This window comes from Nonomuraea sp. C10, assembly GCF_008017515.1.
GTDB classification, from domain to species: domain Bacteria; phylum Actinomycetota; class Actinomycetes; order Streptosporangiales; family Streptosporangiaceae; genus Nonomuraea; species Nonomuraea ferruginea.
This window is the reverse complement of record NZ_VPFF01000001.1, coordinates 973,483-988,199: the sequence shown is the minus strand read 5'-3', so window position 1 is coordinate 988,199 and position 14,717 is coordinate 973,483. Positions and strand designations below refer to the sequence as shown.

Below are 14,717 nucleotides of genomic sequence, written 5' to 3'. Positions count from 1 at the left end.
TTACGTCCGAGGTACCAGGGCCAGTGGACGTATCGGTGAGCCGGTGCCGCCGAGGATGGGAAGCGGCGCGGCGATGAAGAAGAACTCCCAGGCCTCGCGCTCGCTGAGAGGTGCGAGGTTCATCGCCTCCATGATCGGCACACCGTGGTCCACCAGCAGATGACAGTGGACCGGCAACGTCGCCGCCGGCATCTTCTCGTAGGCGACGGTGTCGGTTCCGGAGGCGATGATCCCATGGCTGGTCAGCCATTCCGCCCCGGTGAGCGTGACCCCCGGGGCTCCGGTCGACGTGCCGAGGAAGGTGGCGTTGTCGTCCCAGTGCCGGTCCCAGCCCGTCCTGATCAGGACGACCGAGCCGGGCGCCGGCAGCGGGCGGGTCCGGAACCAGGCGTCGAGCAGGTCGGCGTCCACCCCGTCATCGGGGGTGAGGTCCCGCCCCAGCGCGACGGTGGCGTCCACGAGGTGGCCCGGCGCCAGGACCGGGGGCATCTCGTGGACGGAGTGCACGGCGACGCCGTCGGCGTACGACTGGTTCTCGGTCACGTCGAGGCCGCCGTAGATCCTGCCGAACCTGGAGACGTGCGCGAAGCCGTCCATGTGCGTGCCCACGTGACCGCCCGTGGTGATCATCTCGGCGGCGGCGGAGACGCCGTCGGGATACATCACCTCTCCATGCCGCTTGGTGAGGGTGAAGGAGTAGGGCGGATGGTTGGGGTGGTGCGGGATGCCGGTGTGGAGCCGATGCGCCAGGTCATACACGGTCGACGGGCCCGGTTCCGGCCATGGGACGTCGAGCGTCCAGTGGTCGGTGAATGTCACCGGCTCGCCTCCTCGGCCTCGGCCTTGATGAACCGCCCGAGCACGAGCCGCTGGATCTCCGAGGTGCCTTCGTAGATCTCCAGGATGCGCTGGTCCCGGTACAGCCGCTCGGCGGGGCACGGCCTGCAGTAGCCGGCGCCGCCGTAGATCTGCACCGCCAGGTCGACGCTGCGGTGCGCCGCCTCGCTCGCGTAGAGCTTGGCCATCGCGCCGAGCACGCTGACGTTCTCTCCTCTGTCGTACGCGCGCGCGGCCTCGACGGTGATCATGCGTGCCGCGGTGAGCTCGGTGGCGACGTCGGCGAGCGGGAAGGAGATGCCCTGGTTGTCGATGACGGGCTTGCCGAAGGTCTGCCTGCGGCAGGCCTCCCTGCTGCCGGCGTCGTATCCGGCCAAGCCGACGCCGACCGACTGGGCGGCCACGGAGATCCGTCCCGCGTCCAGCGTCCGCATGGCGAGACGCATCCCGCGGTTCGGCTCGCCGAGGACGGCGTCGTCGCCGACGACCGTGTCCAGCTTGAGGTTGCTGGTCAGGGTGCCGCGGATGCCCATCTTGTCCTCGTAGCGGTCGATCACCACGCCGTCGGCGTCCTTGTCGACCAGGAAGGCGGTGATCCCGCGCGTGCCCGCTTCCGGGTCCGTGAGCGCGAACACGATGTAGGACTGGGAGGCTCCGCCGTTCCCGATGAAGATCTTCTCTCCGCGCAGGCGCCAGCGGTCGCCCTCGCGGACCGCGGTCGTCCTGATGCCCGCGGCGTCGCTCCCCGCGCCCTCCTCACTGAGCGCGAAGCTGACCGCCTTGCCCGCGGCCAGGCCGCCGAGGTGTTCGGCCTTCTGCCGGTCGGTGCCGGCGAGCAGGAGCGGCGTGCCTCCCAGGGCGTACGCCGCCAGGATCGACCCGGTGGAGGTGCAACCACGCGAGACCGTCTCGATGACGGCACAGGTGGTCTCCAGGTCGGCGCCCTGGCCGCCGTACTCCCGGGGCACGAACAGGCCCGCGAGACCGGACTCGACCAGTCTCTCCACGCTCTCCCACGGATAGCGCTGGTCGCGGTCGAGCTCTTCGGCCAGGGGGGCGAAGTGGTCCTCGGTGAGCCGGGCGGCGAGATCGACCCATCTCCGCCGTTCCCCGTCGAGCTCCGGTTGCCAGATGACCGCCACGGACACTCCTAACATACTACTGAGTAGGTTGGTTCGAGGATAGACCTGTGCCCGCCGGGCGGGAGGTTCCGTCCGGCGGGCAGGGGGGGCTAGGCCAGCGCGTCGAGCCCGGCCTGGGCGACCGTCATGTCCTGGCTGTAGTGGCCGCCGCTGACGCCGATGGCGCCGATGACCTGGCCGTCGGCCGTGATCGGGAAGCCGCCGCCGAAGACGACGAGACGGTCGATGCCGGCGGGGGCGCCGATCGCCAGCGGACCGTCGTCCTTGATGAAGTCGTACCAGCCGTCCGTGGGCATCCCGAAGCCCGCGGCCGTGTACGCCTTGTCCTTCGCCACCTGGACGGAGAGCAGGGCGGCGCCGTCCATGCGGGCGAAGGCCTTGAGCACGCCGCTCTCGTCCACCACCGCCACCACCATGGCCAGACCTTGCTCACGGGCCTTCTCCACGGCGGCCGCGACGGCTCGCTGCGCGTCCTCGTAACTGATCGACGGCTTGTTGATGGGTTGCATTGTCGGTCTCCCTTTATCGTTGGTCGTCAGATGACGCCGTCTGCGCGCAGGCCGGCCAGCTCTTCTGGGGCAATTCCGGCGAACCGGGACAGAACCGCCTCATTGTGCTCGCCCATTTCGGGGCCGAGCGAGCGGATCCCGCCGGGGGTGGCGGAAAGCCGGGGGAAGACGTTCTGCATGGGGAACTCGCCGAATTCCGGGTGCGGGAGGCGGACGATGGCCTCGCGCGCGGCGAAGTGCTCGTCGGCGAACATGTCGCGGGCCGTGTAGATCCGGCCCGCCGGCACCCCGTGCTCGTGCAGGTGGTCGAGCAGCGCGTCGGCCGGCATGGTCGAGCACCAGTCCGCGATGATCTCGTCGAGCCGCTCCTGGTTCAGGCCCCGGCCGCCGTGCGTGGCGAAGTCCGGATCGGCGGCGAGCTCGGGACGGCCCATGGCCTGGGCGAGCCTGCCGAAGACGGTGTCCTGGTTGGCGGCGATCAGGACCATGTCCTCGTCCTTGGTGCGGTACGCGTTGCTCGGCGCGACGTTGGGCAGGATCGACCCGGTCCGCTCGCGGGTGTAGCCGCCGATGGCGTACTCGGGCACGGTCGACTCCATCAGGGCCAGGACCGCCTCGTAGATGGCGCTGTCGACGATCTGTCCCCGCCCGGTCGTCTCGGCCACGCGCAGCGCTCCCATGCACCCGAGCGCCGCGAAGGTGCCGGCCAGCGCGTCGCCGAGGCTGATCCCGACCCGGCTGGGCAGGGCCTTCGGATCGCCGGTGACGTGGCGGATGCCGCCCATGGCCTCACCGATGGAGCCGTATCCGGCCCGGCCGGCATAGGGACCGTCCTGGCCGTACGCCGACACCCTGACGATCACCAGGCGGGGGTTGATCTCCCAGAGCGTCTCAGGGCTGAGCCCCCACTTCTCCAGGGTTCCCGGGCGGAAGTTCTCGATCAGGACGTCCGCGTCGGCGATCAGCTTACGGAAGACCGCCTGGCCCTTCTCCACCCGCAGGTTGCAGGTCACGGACTGCTTGTTCCTGCCCAGGATGGGAAACCAGAGCGACTTGCCGTGCGGACGCTCGCGCCCCCACTGCCGCATCGGGTCGCCTTTGGCGGGGTCCTCCACCTTGATGACCTCCGCTCCGAGATCACCGAGGAGCTGACCGCAGTACGGACCGGCGACCAGGACACCCGTCTCGATGACGCGTACCCCGGTCAACGGCCCCTGCGAGAACGCTTCCATGTGATTCATGCACCTTTCTCCATGCGGTCCGGCCCTCATCCGGTCGCGGGCTGGGCGATCAGCGGCCGTCGCACGCGTCCGCGGACCAGGTCGAGAGAGACCGCTCCGATGAGGGTGAGCCCGAGCAGCACGTCGGTCAGCGGCAGGGGCAGCCCGCGCAGCCGGAAGATGTTCCTGATCAGCTCCAGCGCGAACAGGCACACCAGGCCGGACAGGGCGCTGCCCCGCCCTCCTCCGGCGAGCCGGTAACCCGAGATGAGCAGGGCGCCGTACACGAGCAGCTCGACGCCCTCCCCGAGGTTGACCGCGGACGCGCCGGTCCGCATGACCTGGAGCGAACCGGCCAGCGCGGCCACCAGGGCGACGACCACGAACAGCCACATCCGCACGCGGTCGGCCGGGATCCCGGCACGCCGGGCCGCGACGTCGTCGCCGCCGACCGCCCGCAGGTGGTTGCCCCAGCGGGTGTACCTGATGATCCAGCCGACGAGCACGGCCAGGACGACCACGCCGACCAGGACGACGGGGACGGGGCCGATGGCGGTCTTCAGCGCCGCGCTCAGCTCCGGCGTGTAGGCGGCCACCGAGCTGCCGCCGCTGATCACGCTGACCAGGCCGCGGGCCGCCACCAGCATGCCGAGGGTCGCGATCAGGGGCCAGATGTGGAACCGCACCGAGAGCACGCTGTTGAAGAGGCCGACGGCGACCCCCGCCGCCGCGGCGGCGGCGACCCCGGCGAGCGGTGACTCCGAGAGCTGGAGCACCGTGGCGTACACGACGCCCCCCAGCCCGAGCACGGACCCGAGACTCAGGTCCGCGACCCCTCCCGTCATGGCCAGGCAGGCCGCGAGAAGGATGATGGCCGGAGCCATGATCCCGCTCGACACGCTGGCCAGGTTGGCGACCGACAGGAAGCTGGGGGCGAACACGATCCCGCACACGATCACGATCGCGAGGAAGGCGAGACTCGTGGCCATGGGGCTCAGCAACGCGGTCGCCGAAGGTTTCGGGCGGCTGGTCAAGGTTCTCACCTCTTCTTCTCGCGCAATGAGTTGACGGCCAGGGCGACGGCCAGGACGAGACCTTCGATGACGGGCTGCCAGCTCGACGAGACGCCCCAGGTGACGATGGCCGTCGGCAGCGTGCTCAGCAGGAGCAGCGACGCGAACACCCCGCTGAACCGCCCGCGCCCGCCGGTCAGGGCCATGCCGCCGAGCAGCAGGATCGAGATGACCCTGAACTCGGTGCCGGCCGTGAGGCTGGACTGCACGATGTCGCCCTGGGAGGCGAGCACCAGCCCGGCGATGCCCGCGCAGAGCCCGCACAGGACGAACGCGACGCCCTGGACGCGCCGCGGGCTGATGCCACGGGCCCGCGCGGCCTGGGCGTTGCCGCCCACCGCGACGAGATGCCGGCCGGGACGCGTGCTCCTGATCACCAGGCCGACGATCGTGAAGACCACCAGCATCACCCAGAAGACCCTGGGGACGCCGAGCCACGCTCCGGCGGCCTGCTGGCGCAGGAAGGAGTCGCGCGGGATGGCGACGAAGTCCACGAAGATCCGGGTGACCCCGCTGACCAGGAACATCATGCCCAGGGTCGCCACGATCGGATGGATGCCCAGCCACAGCACGAGCCAGGCGTTGGCGGCTCCGATCAGCACCCCGAACAGCACCGCGACCAGCATCGCGGGCGGGAACGACCAGCCCTCGACGAGAAGCTGCGCCACGATCAGCGCGGAGGTGACGGCGGTGACCCCGACGGAGAGGTCGAATTCGGCACCGGACATCATGACGATGCCGACGCCGGTCACCATGATCCCGACAAAGGCCATGTTGAACGCCACGGCCACGACCGTCTGGCCGGACAGGAAGCCGGGGGCCCGCAGGCCGGTCGCCACGACGAGCGCCAGCCAGGTGAGCAGCAGCACCAGCGTGGTGGCGCCATGCCCCCGGGGGGCGAGGGCCGAGACCCTCGCCCACCGGTTCGTCAGTGCGATGCCTGAAGTCGACATTGGTCCGGCTAACCCTTGAGCCCGTACGTCTCCACGCCCTCGGGGCAGTACTTCTCGGCGGCCGAGGCCGAGCCCGCGTCGCCCGCGTACAGCTCCTCGATCCTCTGGTCCAGGCTGGGAATGCTCTTCACCTGGTCGTTGGGGAACTGGCAGGCCGGGTTGAAGTGCGCCTTCGGGTCGGTCGGGGAGTCGACGACCGCGGGAGCCTCACCTGCGACGATCTTGTCGAGGAGCTTGAAGATCTCCTTCGCGTATCCCTCGTACCAGAAGGCGGTCGAACCACCCAGGCCGGGAGTGTCCACCCCGAACAGCATGAGGTCGGCGCCCAGCCCGTAGCCGAACACGTTGCCGGCCCGGCCCAGTTGCTCGGCGGCGTTGATGGTGCCGATCACCATGTTGTCGTTGCCGCCCAGGGCGAGGATGTTCTTGGCGTCCGGCTTGGAGACCAGGATGTCGCGGGCGACGCCCTGGGCGCCGTCCGGCGTGGTCGGCGAGTTGCGCCGCTGGATCACGTCGTCGGGAAGGTCGGGGCACGCCTCCTTGAGGCCCTTGAGAATGCCCTCGGTGCGCAGCAGCGCCACGTCACCGGAGGCTTCGTTCTCCAGCAGGGTCACCAGGTCGGGCTTGCAGTCCCAGTTCTCCTTGGCGTGGTTGCCGCCCGCGAGCCCGCTGAGCCGCCCGGCCTCGACGTTGTTGATGCCGAAGAAGTGCGCGCCGGGGTGGGCGATGTCGATCGCGATGACCGGGATGTTCGCGGCGTTGAACGTGTCCATGAGCTGGGGGGCGACCTTGCCGTCACCCTGGAACTCCACCGCGTGCGTCACGCCCTGGGCGACCATCGTCTCCGCGTTGGAGACGGCGGTGGGCCCGTCCCGGTCGTTGTTGAGAACCACCAGGTCCCAGCTCCGCTTCTCGGCTTCCTTGCGCATGCCGGTGTCGAGCGCCTTCAGCACCGGGCTCTCCGGCTCGGCGAAGTTGGCGAAGCCGATGAACACCTTCTTGTCCGCGGCGGACTCGCCCGCGGCCGGCTCGGCGGTGTCCGTGGAGCCGCCGCAGGCCGCGACCGCGGCGGTGAGCGACATGATGGCCACGGCCTTCAGCGGCCAGCGTCGTAGTCTGGACGTTGACATTTCGTACTCCGATCTCGCCCACACCAGGTGGGATTCGACGAGGTTCCCCGATCTCGGTGCCGCTCAGGACACCTCTGATCCCCCGGTGATGAGTCCGACGATGTCGTTGGCCACGACATCGCGGATGTGCCGTTCGCCCACCGTCCGGCCCTGGCGCATCACGGTCACCCGATCCGCCACCTTGAACACGTGCTCCAGGTTGTGGGAGATCATGAGCACGGACACGTCCTGTGACTTCAGGGCCGTGATGATCTCCAGGACGCCCTCCGACTCCTGGACCCCCAGGGCCGCGGTGGGCTCGTCGAGCATGACGATGTTCTTGCCCCAGAGCATCGCGCGCGCCACGGCGAGCGCCTGGCGCTGACCTCCCGACATCGCGGAGACGGAGTCCGCGAGCGACGGGATCTTCGCGCCGATCCCGGCCAGCGCCTGACCGGCGTCGTCCGCCATGCGGCGGCGGTCCACGAGCTTGAAGAGCCGGCCGAGCAGTCCGGCCTTGACGGGCTCCCGTCCCAGGAAGACGTTCTCGCTGGCCGACATGGAGTCGACGAGGGCGAGATCCTGGTAGACGGTCTCGATCCCGGCCCTGAGCGCGTCGCCGGGGCCGGCGAAGCGCCTGGGCTCGCCGTTGATCAGGATCTCCCCGGAGTCGGGGACGACCACGCCGGCGATGGACTTCACCAGGGTCGACTTGCCGGCCCCGTTGTCGCCCATCAGGGCCATCACCTCACCACGACGCAGGTGCAGGGACGCTCCCGCCAGCGCCGCCACGGCCCCGAAGTTCTTCCTGAGATCCGTCGCGACGAGCACGGACGTGCTGTCGGGCCTGCCGCCGGACCGGGCATCGTCCTGCAGCGTTGCGGGGGATGCTGCTGTGTCGCCGTTCATAGGGCCTGAGTATCGGCCGAATCGTATGCAATCTGTCAAGGGGCAACCGGAACATTACTCCCTGGAGCAAGTGCGGAAAGGTCTAGTCCACGGCTTCTGACGTCAATCTCTGATCATTGATCCGAGACATCATTCCAGGTCACAGGCGTTGGCCGCCCTTGATGACGGCAACAAGAAGGGTTGTCAGAGTCGGACCCGGCTGTCGGGACGTCTTGACGCCTCCGGAGGGTCGAGCCTAGATTGCACACACTTCACGAGGTGGACCGTTACAGGCGCCACACCCGTAGCCAACGCTGGAGGTTCCATGATCGGCGACATGCTCGTCATCGATGCCGTTGTCCACGGATACGACTTCCGGCCGGAGAACCGGAACCCGAACTGCCCGCAGGCTTCGTACGACGGCATGGTCGACTTCCTCTACCGCGTCGGGCACACGTCCGTGGAGTCGGGCAAGCCCGGCTACCTGATGTCCCGGGACGAGTTCACCGCCGGATGGACGGCCGAGGAGCTCGCCGAGATCGTCTTCGTGGAGAGCGACGTGGACGTCCTGTACTACCACGGCGTCGAGATCGACGGATTCTTCTCCGGCGGCGCCTCGCCCTACGAGCTGGGCAAGGCGCTCAAGCGCGCCTACCCCGGCCGGGTCCAGCTCTACGCCCCCGTGGACCCGCTGCGCGGGCCGGCGGAGCTGGAGCTGATGGAGCAGCGCATCCGCGAGGACGACATCGACGGACTGAAGTTCTATCCGACGAACGGCGTCATCGATCCGGAGATCAGCTCCTCGAAGCTCACCCTGCTCAACGACCGCGAGCTGGTGTTCCCGTACCTGGAGAAGGCGCGCGAACTCGGCATGCGGCGCATCGCGATCCACAAGGCCGTGCCGGCCGGGGCGGGTCCGCGGGTGCTCAACCACGTGGACGACGTGACCACGGCGGCCATCGCGTTCCCCGACATGACCTTCGAGGTCGTGCACAGCGGCTGGGCCTTCCTGGAGGACTGCGCCCTGCAACTGCGCTCGCACGGCAACATCTACGCGACCATCGAGTCGGTCTCCAACATGATCGTGCGCAAGCCCCGGAAGTTCGCCGAGATCATCGGCACCCTCATGGCGCACGGCGGAACCGACCGGATCCTGTTCGCCACCGGGGTCCCGTCGGCGCACCCGCAGCCCATCGTCGAGGCGCTGCGCGACTTCACCATGCCGGAGGACCTGGTCGAGGGCTGGGGCTTCCCCGAACTCACCGACGAGATCAAGGCCAAGCTCCTCGGCGGCAACGCCGCCCGCCTGCACGGCCTGGACCCGGCGGAGGTCAAGCGGAGGATCAGCACGGACGGGATCGCCGAGCGGCGCGCCGCCTACCTCGCCGAAGGCGAGCGCCCGTGGAAGCTGCACCGGGAACGGCTGGCCGCCTGACGCCCGGTTCTCTCAAGGAGGTGGAGATGGAAGCCGAACAGCAGGATCTGGTGGCCCGGGTCCTCGACGCGTGCAACGCGGTCCAGGACCCGTGCAGCCTCGGGGTCGGGCAGCCGATGGGGATCGTCGACATGGGCCTGGTCGAGTCCGTGGAGGTGCGGAACGCGGCCGACGGCCGTGCCGTGGGGGTCGCCCTGAAGCTCATCACGACCGCTCCGATGTGCATGTACAGTCCTTATTTCGAACAGAGTGTCCGCCGCGAGCTGGCCAGCGAGCTGCCCCAGCTGGAGGATGTCGCCATCACCTGGGGCGACAGCACGGAGTGGGACGAGAGCCGTATGACACCGGCCGGCAGAGAAAGGCTGGTGGCCAACCGGAAATCCGTCCTGTTGCCGGTCGAAGTCGTACGCACACGGCACGCCGCCGTCCGATGAGCCGTCCGGTCTTGGCCCCCGTGGCGGTCGCCTGTCCCCCGCTTCCACTGTCCGAACGTGAAGGTTGAGGTGCCGGCGTGGCCAAGGCTGAACGTACCTACGAACTCATCCGCGATCTCCTGCTGGGCTCCGCCTACAAGCCCGGGGACAAGCTCACGGAGGCGAGCCTCGCCAGAGCGGTGGGGGCGAGCCGCACCCCGGTCCGCGAAGCGCTGCGCCGGCTGCACACCGAGGGCTTCATCGAGTGGGAGCACAACATAGGAGCCCGGATCCCCGAGTGGAGCCCGGAGGATCTGTGGGACCTGTTCACGGTGCGGGCCCAGCTGGAAGGAGCCGTCGCCCAGCGGGCCGCGCACCGCATCACCGCCGAGGAGCTCGAACAGCTCCGGGAGCTCAGCCGGCGCATGGAGGCGATGGCGGAGCAGGCCGAGCCCGGACACCTCGACCAGATCGCCGAGCTGAACGGCCGGTTCCATCAGATCGTCATGAACGCCAGCCGCAACCAGCGGTTGAGCAGCCTGCTCTCGGCCCTGGTGCAGGTCCCCCTCGTCTATCGGACCTTCCGGCAGTACGACAGGGACGCGCTGTCGCGCAGCATGGCGCACCATCGGGAAGTCCTGGTGGCCTTCGCCAACCGCGACGGGGAATGGGCCCAATCCATTATGCAGTCGCATATCTACAGCGCCCGTTCGACATTGACGAACATGGGCCGCGCGAAGAATCCCGACACGGAAAGCGATTGAACTCTTGGGGAATACCCATTCTGTCGACATCGTCGAGGTCGGCCCGAGGGACGGCCTGCAGAACGAGCCGGAATTGCTCGACACGAGCACGAAGGTCGAATACATCGACCGCCTGATCCGCGCCGGCGCGCGCCGGATCGAGGCGGTGAGTTTCGTCCATCCGAAGCGCGTGCCCCAGATGGCCGACGCCGAGGCGGTGATGGCCGCCGTGCCCAGGCCGGCCGGCGTCTCCTACATCGGCCTGGTGCTCAACCGGCGTGGCCTGGACAGGGCCTTCGCCGCCGGGGTCGACGAGGTCAACTACGTCGTCATCGCCACCGAGACGTTCAGCCTGCGCAACCAGAGCATGGGCGTCGAGGCGTCGCTCGACGCCTGGCACGACATCGCCGCGGCCGCCAGGGCCGCCGGGATCCGGGTCAGCCTCACGGTGTCGGCCGCCTTCGGCTGCCCCTTCGAGGGCGAGGTCCCCGCCGACCGGGTCCTGGAGATCGTCCGGTCGGCGCTCGCCACGCCCGCCGACGAGATCGCGGTCGCGGACACGATCGGCGTCGGGGTGCCGCACCAGGTCCGGGACCTGGCGGCCCGGGTCGCGGAGGCCGCTCCCGGCGTGCCGCTGCGCATGCATTTCCACAACACCCGCAACACCGGGTACGCCAACGCCCTGGCAGCGGTGGAGAGCGGGGTGCGCACCCTCGACGCGAGTGCGGGCGGGATCGGCGGCTGCCCCTTCGCCCCCGCCGCCACCGGCAACATCGCCACCGAGGACCTGCTGTACACGCTGCACCGCAGCGGCATGCGGACCGGCCTCGACCTCGAAGCGACCGCCGCGACGGGCACCTGGATCTGCGAGCGGCTGGGGAAGACGCAGCCGCCCGCGATGCTGGGGCGAGCCGGCGACTTCCCGGCCGGGGCGCGTTAGCACCGCGCCGGCCCGCTCTCCTCGCGGAGAACGAGCCGGCGCCCCGGATCAGCGTCCCTGGAACTGCGGGGGCCGCTTCTCCAGGAACGCGTCGATGCCCTCCGTCCGGTCGGCCGACGACAGGGCCACCATGAGCTGGGACCGCTCGAGCTCCAGCCCGGCGGAGACGCCGATCTCCTCGGAGGCGCGCAGCGCCGACTTGGCGAGCAGACCGGCCACGGGGCTGTGCCGGGCGGCCTCCTCCGCCATCGCCACACCGGCCTCCACCACGCACTCCGCCGGCACGACCCTGTTGACCAGGCCCATCCGCTTGGCGGTCCACGCGTCGACGGTCTTACCGAGAAGCACGAGCTCGGCGGCCTCGAACCGGCCGGCCACCCGGGCCCACCGCTGCGTCCCCCCGGCGCCCGGGATGAGCCCCAGGCGGATCTCGGGCTGGCCGAACACGGCCGAGTCGGCGGCCACGACGAAGTCGCAGCTCAAGGCCACCTCACAGCCGCCGCCGAGGACGTATCCGGCGACGGCGGCGACCAGCGGCTTCTTGAAGGCGGCGATCCTGGGCCAGGCCTTCTGCCGCTCGGCACGCAGGTAGTCGGCGGGGGTGGTGTCCCGGAGCTCACGCAGGTCCGCCCCGGAGGCGAACAGCTTGGTGCCACCGGTCAGCACGACGGCGCGGACCGAGGATTCGCCCTCCGCCCAGTCGAGCGCCTCGACCACGCCTTTCAGCATTTCCGAACTCAGCGCGTTGCGTTGCCGGGGGCGGTTCAGCGTGACAATCGCCACGTGTTTCCGCTGTTCGATCAGAATGGGCTCGTCCGCCATGAATTCCTCCAGGACTACGCGTTCTTATTCGACATACTACTGGGTAGGTTTCGCATTATCCCGCTCACCGAGCGGCCGTGGCAGAAAAACTCCGGTGGACAGCTCCGGCGGGAATGCGCTGCAGTTGACCCATGAGGCGCTGGGGACGGAGAACAGCCGGGGCGGCCCTGCTGGTCGCGGCCGGGGCGACGGCCGTGGCCGCGCTGCCGGTGGAACAGTTCGGCGCACCGGAAGTGGCCCCGTACGTCCCTGTCCGGGGCGTACTCGTCCTGACAGCCGTCGTGCTGGCGGCGACCGGTCTGGGCCTGACGGTGGGCGGGCGCCGGCGGCATGGACGTGCCGAGCTGCGCATCCTGTCGTGGTCTTGGGCGCTGACCGGCGTCGTGCTCATCGTCGTGTCCATGTGGGGCTCCACCGCGGTGCTGCTGGCTCTGGCCGACACCGCGCCGGACCCCGTCAGACGGGTCGAGCTGCGGCTGGACGCGGTCAAGACCGGCCTGACCGTGGGCGCCGGCGCCGCCGGTCTGGTCGCGCTGCTGCTGGGGGTGCGTCGTCAGTGGCTGGGCGAGCGCACCCAGGCCCACCAGGAGTACGACGCGACCGAGAAGCGCGTGACCGAGCTGTACACCAAGGCCGCCGACCAACTCGGGCACGACAAGGCCGCGGTGCGACTGGCCGGGCTGTACGCCCTGGAACGCGTCGCGCAGCACCATGCCGAACACCGGCAGACGATCGTGGACGTGGTCTGCGCCTACCTGCGTATGCCTCCCACACTCGTCGGCCCCGCGCCCACCGGCGATCGGGAACAGGAGCTCCGGGCGCTCGTCGATCCTCAGGAGATGCAGGTCCGCATCGCGGCCCAGCGGATCCTCCGCGACCATCTGCGCTGGAGCCGGTCCGAGCCGTCACCGCCCGCCGCCTTCTGGCCCGGCATCGACCTCGACCTCACCGGCGCGTGGCTGGTGAAACTGGACCTGACCGACTGCCGGATGCGTCTGGCCGGATTCGGCAGCGCCACCTTCGAAGGGTTCGCCCGCTTCGACCGGGCCACCTTCGGCGGCAGGACCATGTTCGCGGGCGCCGTCTTCACCGGCACGGCCGACTGGGAGACCGCCAACTACAAGGCGTGCTTCCAGGATGCGCTGTTCGAGGGGAAGACGGTGTTCCGGGAAACCGTCTTCAGCCAGCGGGCCGACTTCCGGGGCACGACCTTCGCGGGCACCGCGATCTTCGATCAGGCCGTCTTCAAAGGGCTGGCCGCCTTCCGCCGTACCCGGTTCACGGCCGAGGCGCTGTTCGGCGGGGTCACGTTCGCCGGCGAGGCGGTCTTCCGGGAGGCGCTGTTCGCCGGGCCCGCCTCCTTCAGGGACGCCGCCTTCGTCGCCGCGCACGCGTTCTGGGACGCCCGGGTGGAAGCCGCTCCCGGCGTGTCGCGCAGCTGGCCCCCGGGCTGGCGTGAGCTCCCCGATCCCGACGGCTCAGCCCGTCTCGCCGACGACGCCGTTCCCGATGAGACGGTGTCGAACCCGCACGACCCGCCGCTGAGCTGACGTGGAGCCCGCCGGCTGGATGCCGGCGGGCTCGCCGTCGGTCAGCCGAGCGGGATGACCGGTTCGGTCGAACGGGTGGCGTAGAAGCAGCCCGTGGTGGGCAGGCTGCTCGCCGCCGGCGGCGTGGCGCCGTCGTAGACGGCCAGCAGGAAGTTCTGCGGGCACCGCCTGGTGCTGCCGGTACGGATGCCGAAGTGCAGGTGCGGACCGGTCGAGTTGCCGGTGTTGCCGGTCAGCCCGATCTGCTGCCCGGGGGCGACGGCCGCGCCGTTGGAGACCGACCACGACGAGAAGTGGCAGTACGTGTAGACGGCCCCGTCGGTTCCGGTCAGGTTGATGCCGCGCCCGCACGAGCTGTCGTCGATGACCGTCACCGTGCCGGCGCGCACCGCGTACGCCGGGGTGCCGGTCCAGACCGGGAGGTCGATCGCGGGATAGTCGTGGTGCGGGTCGTCGTACTCGCTGCGAGGCAGCGCGCTCCGGGGGACGGGCAGCGAGAACGCGACCGCTCCGGTCGAGGAGGTGATCCGGACAGCGTCGGCGACGACGTAGCCGGGCTGGCTGGTCCAGCGGCTGACGCCGACCACGTTGTAGTCGCCGGCAGCCAGGGTGAAGGTGCCGAGGCTGACCCAGCGGCCGCCGTTGGCGCGCTGGTCGACGACCACGCTGCGGGTGCCGCCTGTGGTCGCCACCATGAACGGGGTCGCGCTGTTGTAGCCGGCGTCCGCCGGATACCAGACCTCGACCAGGTGGGCCCCGGCCTCGGCGATCGACGCCTTGAACCAGGCGGCGTCGCTCGTGACGGTGTTCGGTGCCGCGAACCGGTAGTCCGCGCCGTGCCGCTGGGCGGACCATGCCGACGTGCCCCAGTCGGGGCCTGCGGTGAACCGTCCGGCGGCGGCGTTGTCGACCGTGGTGGTCGCGGCCGCCGCGGGGTCCGCCGGGCCGAGCAGGACCAGAGAGGCCGCCACGACGGTGGATAACCAGCGGGTGATGATTCTCATGGGCTGTTCCCTTGGGGGGTAGAGGGAATGACAGGTGAAAGTATTCAACCAACATGGAATCGTCAATGAAAGATATCTC

The 14,717-nt window shown here is 69.7% G+C and carries 15 protein-coding genes; 5 read left to right on the top strand and 10 right to left on the bottom strand.

Annotation, left to right across the window (positions count from 1 at the left end; translation table 11 throughout):
- From FR742_RS04625 to FR742_RS04590, 8 genes are all read right to left on the bottom strand, one after another.
- On the bottom strand, positions 1 to 819 hold the full coding sequence (locus tag FR742_RS04625; RefSeq protein ID WP_148029765.1) for a cyclase family protein: 819 nt from the start codon (positions 817 to 819) through the stop codon (positions 1 to 3).
- Positions 816 to 1,979 (bottom strand): acyl-CoA dehydrogenase family protein, encoded by a 1,164-nt coding sequence (locus tag FR742_RS04620; protein WP_148029764.1) that lies wholly within the window; start codon positions 1,977 to 1,979, stop codon positions 816 to 818. The genes FR742_RS04625 and FR742_RS04620 overlap by 4 nt, the downstream gene beginning before the upstream one ends.
- 89 nt (positions 1,980 to 2,068) lie before the next feature.
- Positions 2,069 to 2,488, bottom strand: a complete 420-nt coding sequence (locus FR742_RS04615) for a heme-binding protein (protein ID WP_148029763.1) — start codon at positions 2,486 to 2,488, stop codon at positions 2,069 to 2,071.
- Between the two features lie 26 nt (positions 2,489 to 2,514).
- Complete coding sequence (locus FR742_RS04610) at positions 2,515 to 3,729, bottom strand: CaiB/BaiF CoA-transferase family protein (protein WP_261808356.1); 1,215 nt, start codon at positions 3,727 to 3,729, stop codon at positions 2,515 to 2,517.
- 26 nt (positions 3,730 to 3,755) lie between these two features.
- Positions 3,756 to 4,742, bottom strand: a complete 987-nt coding sequence (locus FR742_RS04605; RefSeq protein ID WP_148029762.1) for an ABC transporter permease — start codon at positions 4,740 to 4,742, stop codon at positions 3,756 to 3,758.
- Between the two features lie 5 nt (positions 4,743 to 4,747).
- Complete coding sequence (locus tag FR742_RS04600; RefSeq protein WP_148029761.1) at positions 4,748 to 5,734, bottom strand: ABC transporter permease; 987 nt, start codon at positions 5,732 to 5,734, stop codon at positions 4,748 to 4,750.
- 8 nt (positions 5,735 to 5,742) lie between these two features.
- Positions 5,743 to 6,864 (bottom strand): substrate-binding domain-containing protein, encoded by a 1,122-nt coding sequence (locus FR742_RS04595; RefSeq protein ID WP_148029760.1) that lies wholly within the window; start codon positions 6,862 to 6,864, stop codon positions 5,743 to 5,745.
- Between the two features lie 63 nt (positions 6,865 to 6,927).
- Complete coding sequence (locus FR742_RS04590; protein WP_148029759.1) at positions 6,928 to 7,752, bottom strand: ATP-binding cassette domain-containing protein; 825 nt, start codon at positions 7,750 to 7,752, stop codon at positions 6,928 to 6,930.
- A 316-nt stretch (positions 7,753 to 8,068) separates the two neighbouring features.
- Between FR742_RS04590 and FR742_RS04585 the strand changes: the two genes are divergently transcribed.
- From FR742_RS04585 to FR742_RS04570, 4 genes are all read left to right on the top strand, one after another.
- Positions 8,069 to 9,166, top strand: coding sequence for an amidohydrolase family protein (locus tag FR742_RS04585; RefSeq protein ID WP_148029758.1), 1,098 nt, complete (start codon positions 8,069 to 8,071; stop codon positions 9,164 to 9,166).
- Positions 9,167 to 9,192: 26 nt separating this feature from the next.
- Complete coding sequence (locus tag FR742_RS04580) at positions 9,193 to 9,600, top strand: metal-sulfur cluster assembly factor (protein ID WP_148029757.1); 408 nt, start codon at positions 9,193 to 9,195, stop codon at positions 9,598 to 9,600.
- Between the two features lie 77 nt (positions 9,601 to 9,677).
- Complete coding sequence (locus FR742_RS04575) at positions 9,678 to 10,343, top strand: GntR family transcriptional regulator (protein ID WP_148029756.1); 666 nt, start codon at positions 9,678 to 9,680, stop codon at positions 10,341 to 10,343.
- 4 nt (positions 10,344 to 10,347) lie between these two features.
- Positions 10,348 to 11,262 carry a hydroxymethylglutaryl-CoA lyase gene (locus tag FR742_RS04570; RefSeq protein WP_148029755.1) on the top strand — a complete coding sequence of 305 codons (915 nt, stop codon included), beginning with the start codon at positions 10,348 to 10,350 and terminating at the stop codon, positions 11,260 to 11,262.
- 48 nt (positions 11,263 to 11,310) lie between these two features.
- Here FR742_RS04570 and FR742_RS04565 read toward each other — a convergent pair whose 3' ends face one another.
- Positions 11,311 to 12,084 carry an enoyl-CoA hydratase-related protein gene (locus FR742_RS04565; RefSeq protein ID WP_148029754.1) on the bottom strand — a complete coding sequence of 258 codons (774 nt, stop codon included), beginning with the start codon at positions 12,082 to 12,084 and terminating at the stop codon, positions 11,311 to 11,313.
- A 131-nt stretch (positions 12,085 to 12,215) separates the two neighbouring features.
- Between FR742_RS04565 and FR742_RS04560 the strand changes: the two genes are divergently transcribed.
- Positions 12,216 to 13,634: a pentapeptide repeat-containing protein gene (locus FR742_RS04560; RefSeq protein ID WP_148029753.1), complete on the top strand. Its 1,419-nt coding sequence runs from the start codon at positions 12,216 to 12,218 to the stop codon at positions 13,632 to 13,634.
- Positions 13,635 to 13,675: 41 nt separating this feature from the next.
- Here FR742_RS04560 and FR742_RS45035 read toward each other — a convergent pair whose 3' ends face one another.
- On the bottom strand, positions 13,676 to 14,638 hold the full coding sequence (locus FR742_RS45035) for a peptidoglycan DD-metalloendopeptidase family protein (RefSeq protein ID WP_222708836.1): 963 nt from the start codon (positions 14,636 to 14,638) through the stop codon (positions 13,676 to 13,678).
- Positions 14,639 to 14,717: the final 79 nt, after the last annotated feature.

What these genes read in the sequence shown, in the direction of transcription:
- FR742_RS04610 (WP_261808356.1), bottom strand. Translation starts at nt 3,729, where the DNA reads ATGAATCACATGGAAGCGTTCTCGCAGGGGCCGTTGACCGGGGTACGC.
- FR742_RS45035 (WP_222708836.1), bottom strand. Translation starts at nt 14,638, where the DNA reads ATGAGAATCATCACCCGCTGGTTATCCACCGTCGTGGCGGCCTCTCTG.
- FR742_RS04585 (WP_148029758.1), top strand. Translation starts at nt 8,069, where the DNA reads ATGCTCGTCATCGATGCCGTTGTCCACGGATACGACTTCCGGCCGGAG.
- FR742_RS04615 (WP_148029763.1), bottom strand. Translation starts at nt 2,488, where the DNA reads ATGCAACCCATCAACAAGCCGTCGATCAGTTACGAGGACGCGCAGCGA.
- FR742_RS04565 (WP_148029754.1), bottom strand. Translation starts at nt 12,084, where the DNA reads ATGGCGGACGAGCCCATTCTGATCGAACAGCGGAAACACGTGGCGATT.
- FR742_RS04595 (WP_148029760.1), bottom strand. Translation starts at nt 6,864, where the DNA reads ATGTCAACGTCCAGACTACGACGCTGGCCGCTGAAGGCCGTGGCCATC.
- FR742_RS04600 (WP_148029761.1), bottom strand. Translation starts at nt 5,734, where the DNA reads ATGTCGACTTCAGGCATCGCACTGACGAACCGGTGGGCGAGGGTCTCG.
- FR742_RS04590 (WP_148029759.1), bottom strand. Translation starts at nt 7,752, where the DNA reads ATGAACGGCGACACAGCAGCATCCCCCGCAACGCTGCAGGACGATGCC.
- FR742_RS04560 (WP_148029753.1), top strand. Translation starts at nt 12,216, where the DNA reads ATGAGGCGCTGGGGACGGAGAACAGCCGGGGCGGCCCTGCTGGTCGCG.
- FR742_RS04580 (WP_148029757.1), top strand. Translation starts at nt 9,193, where the DNA reads ATGGAAGCCGAACAGCAGGATCTGGTGGCCCGGGTCCTCGACGCGTGC.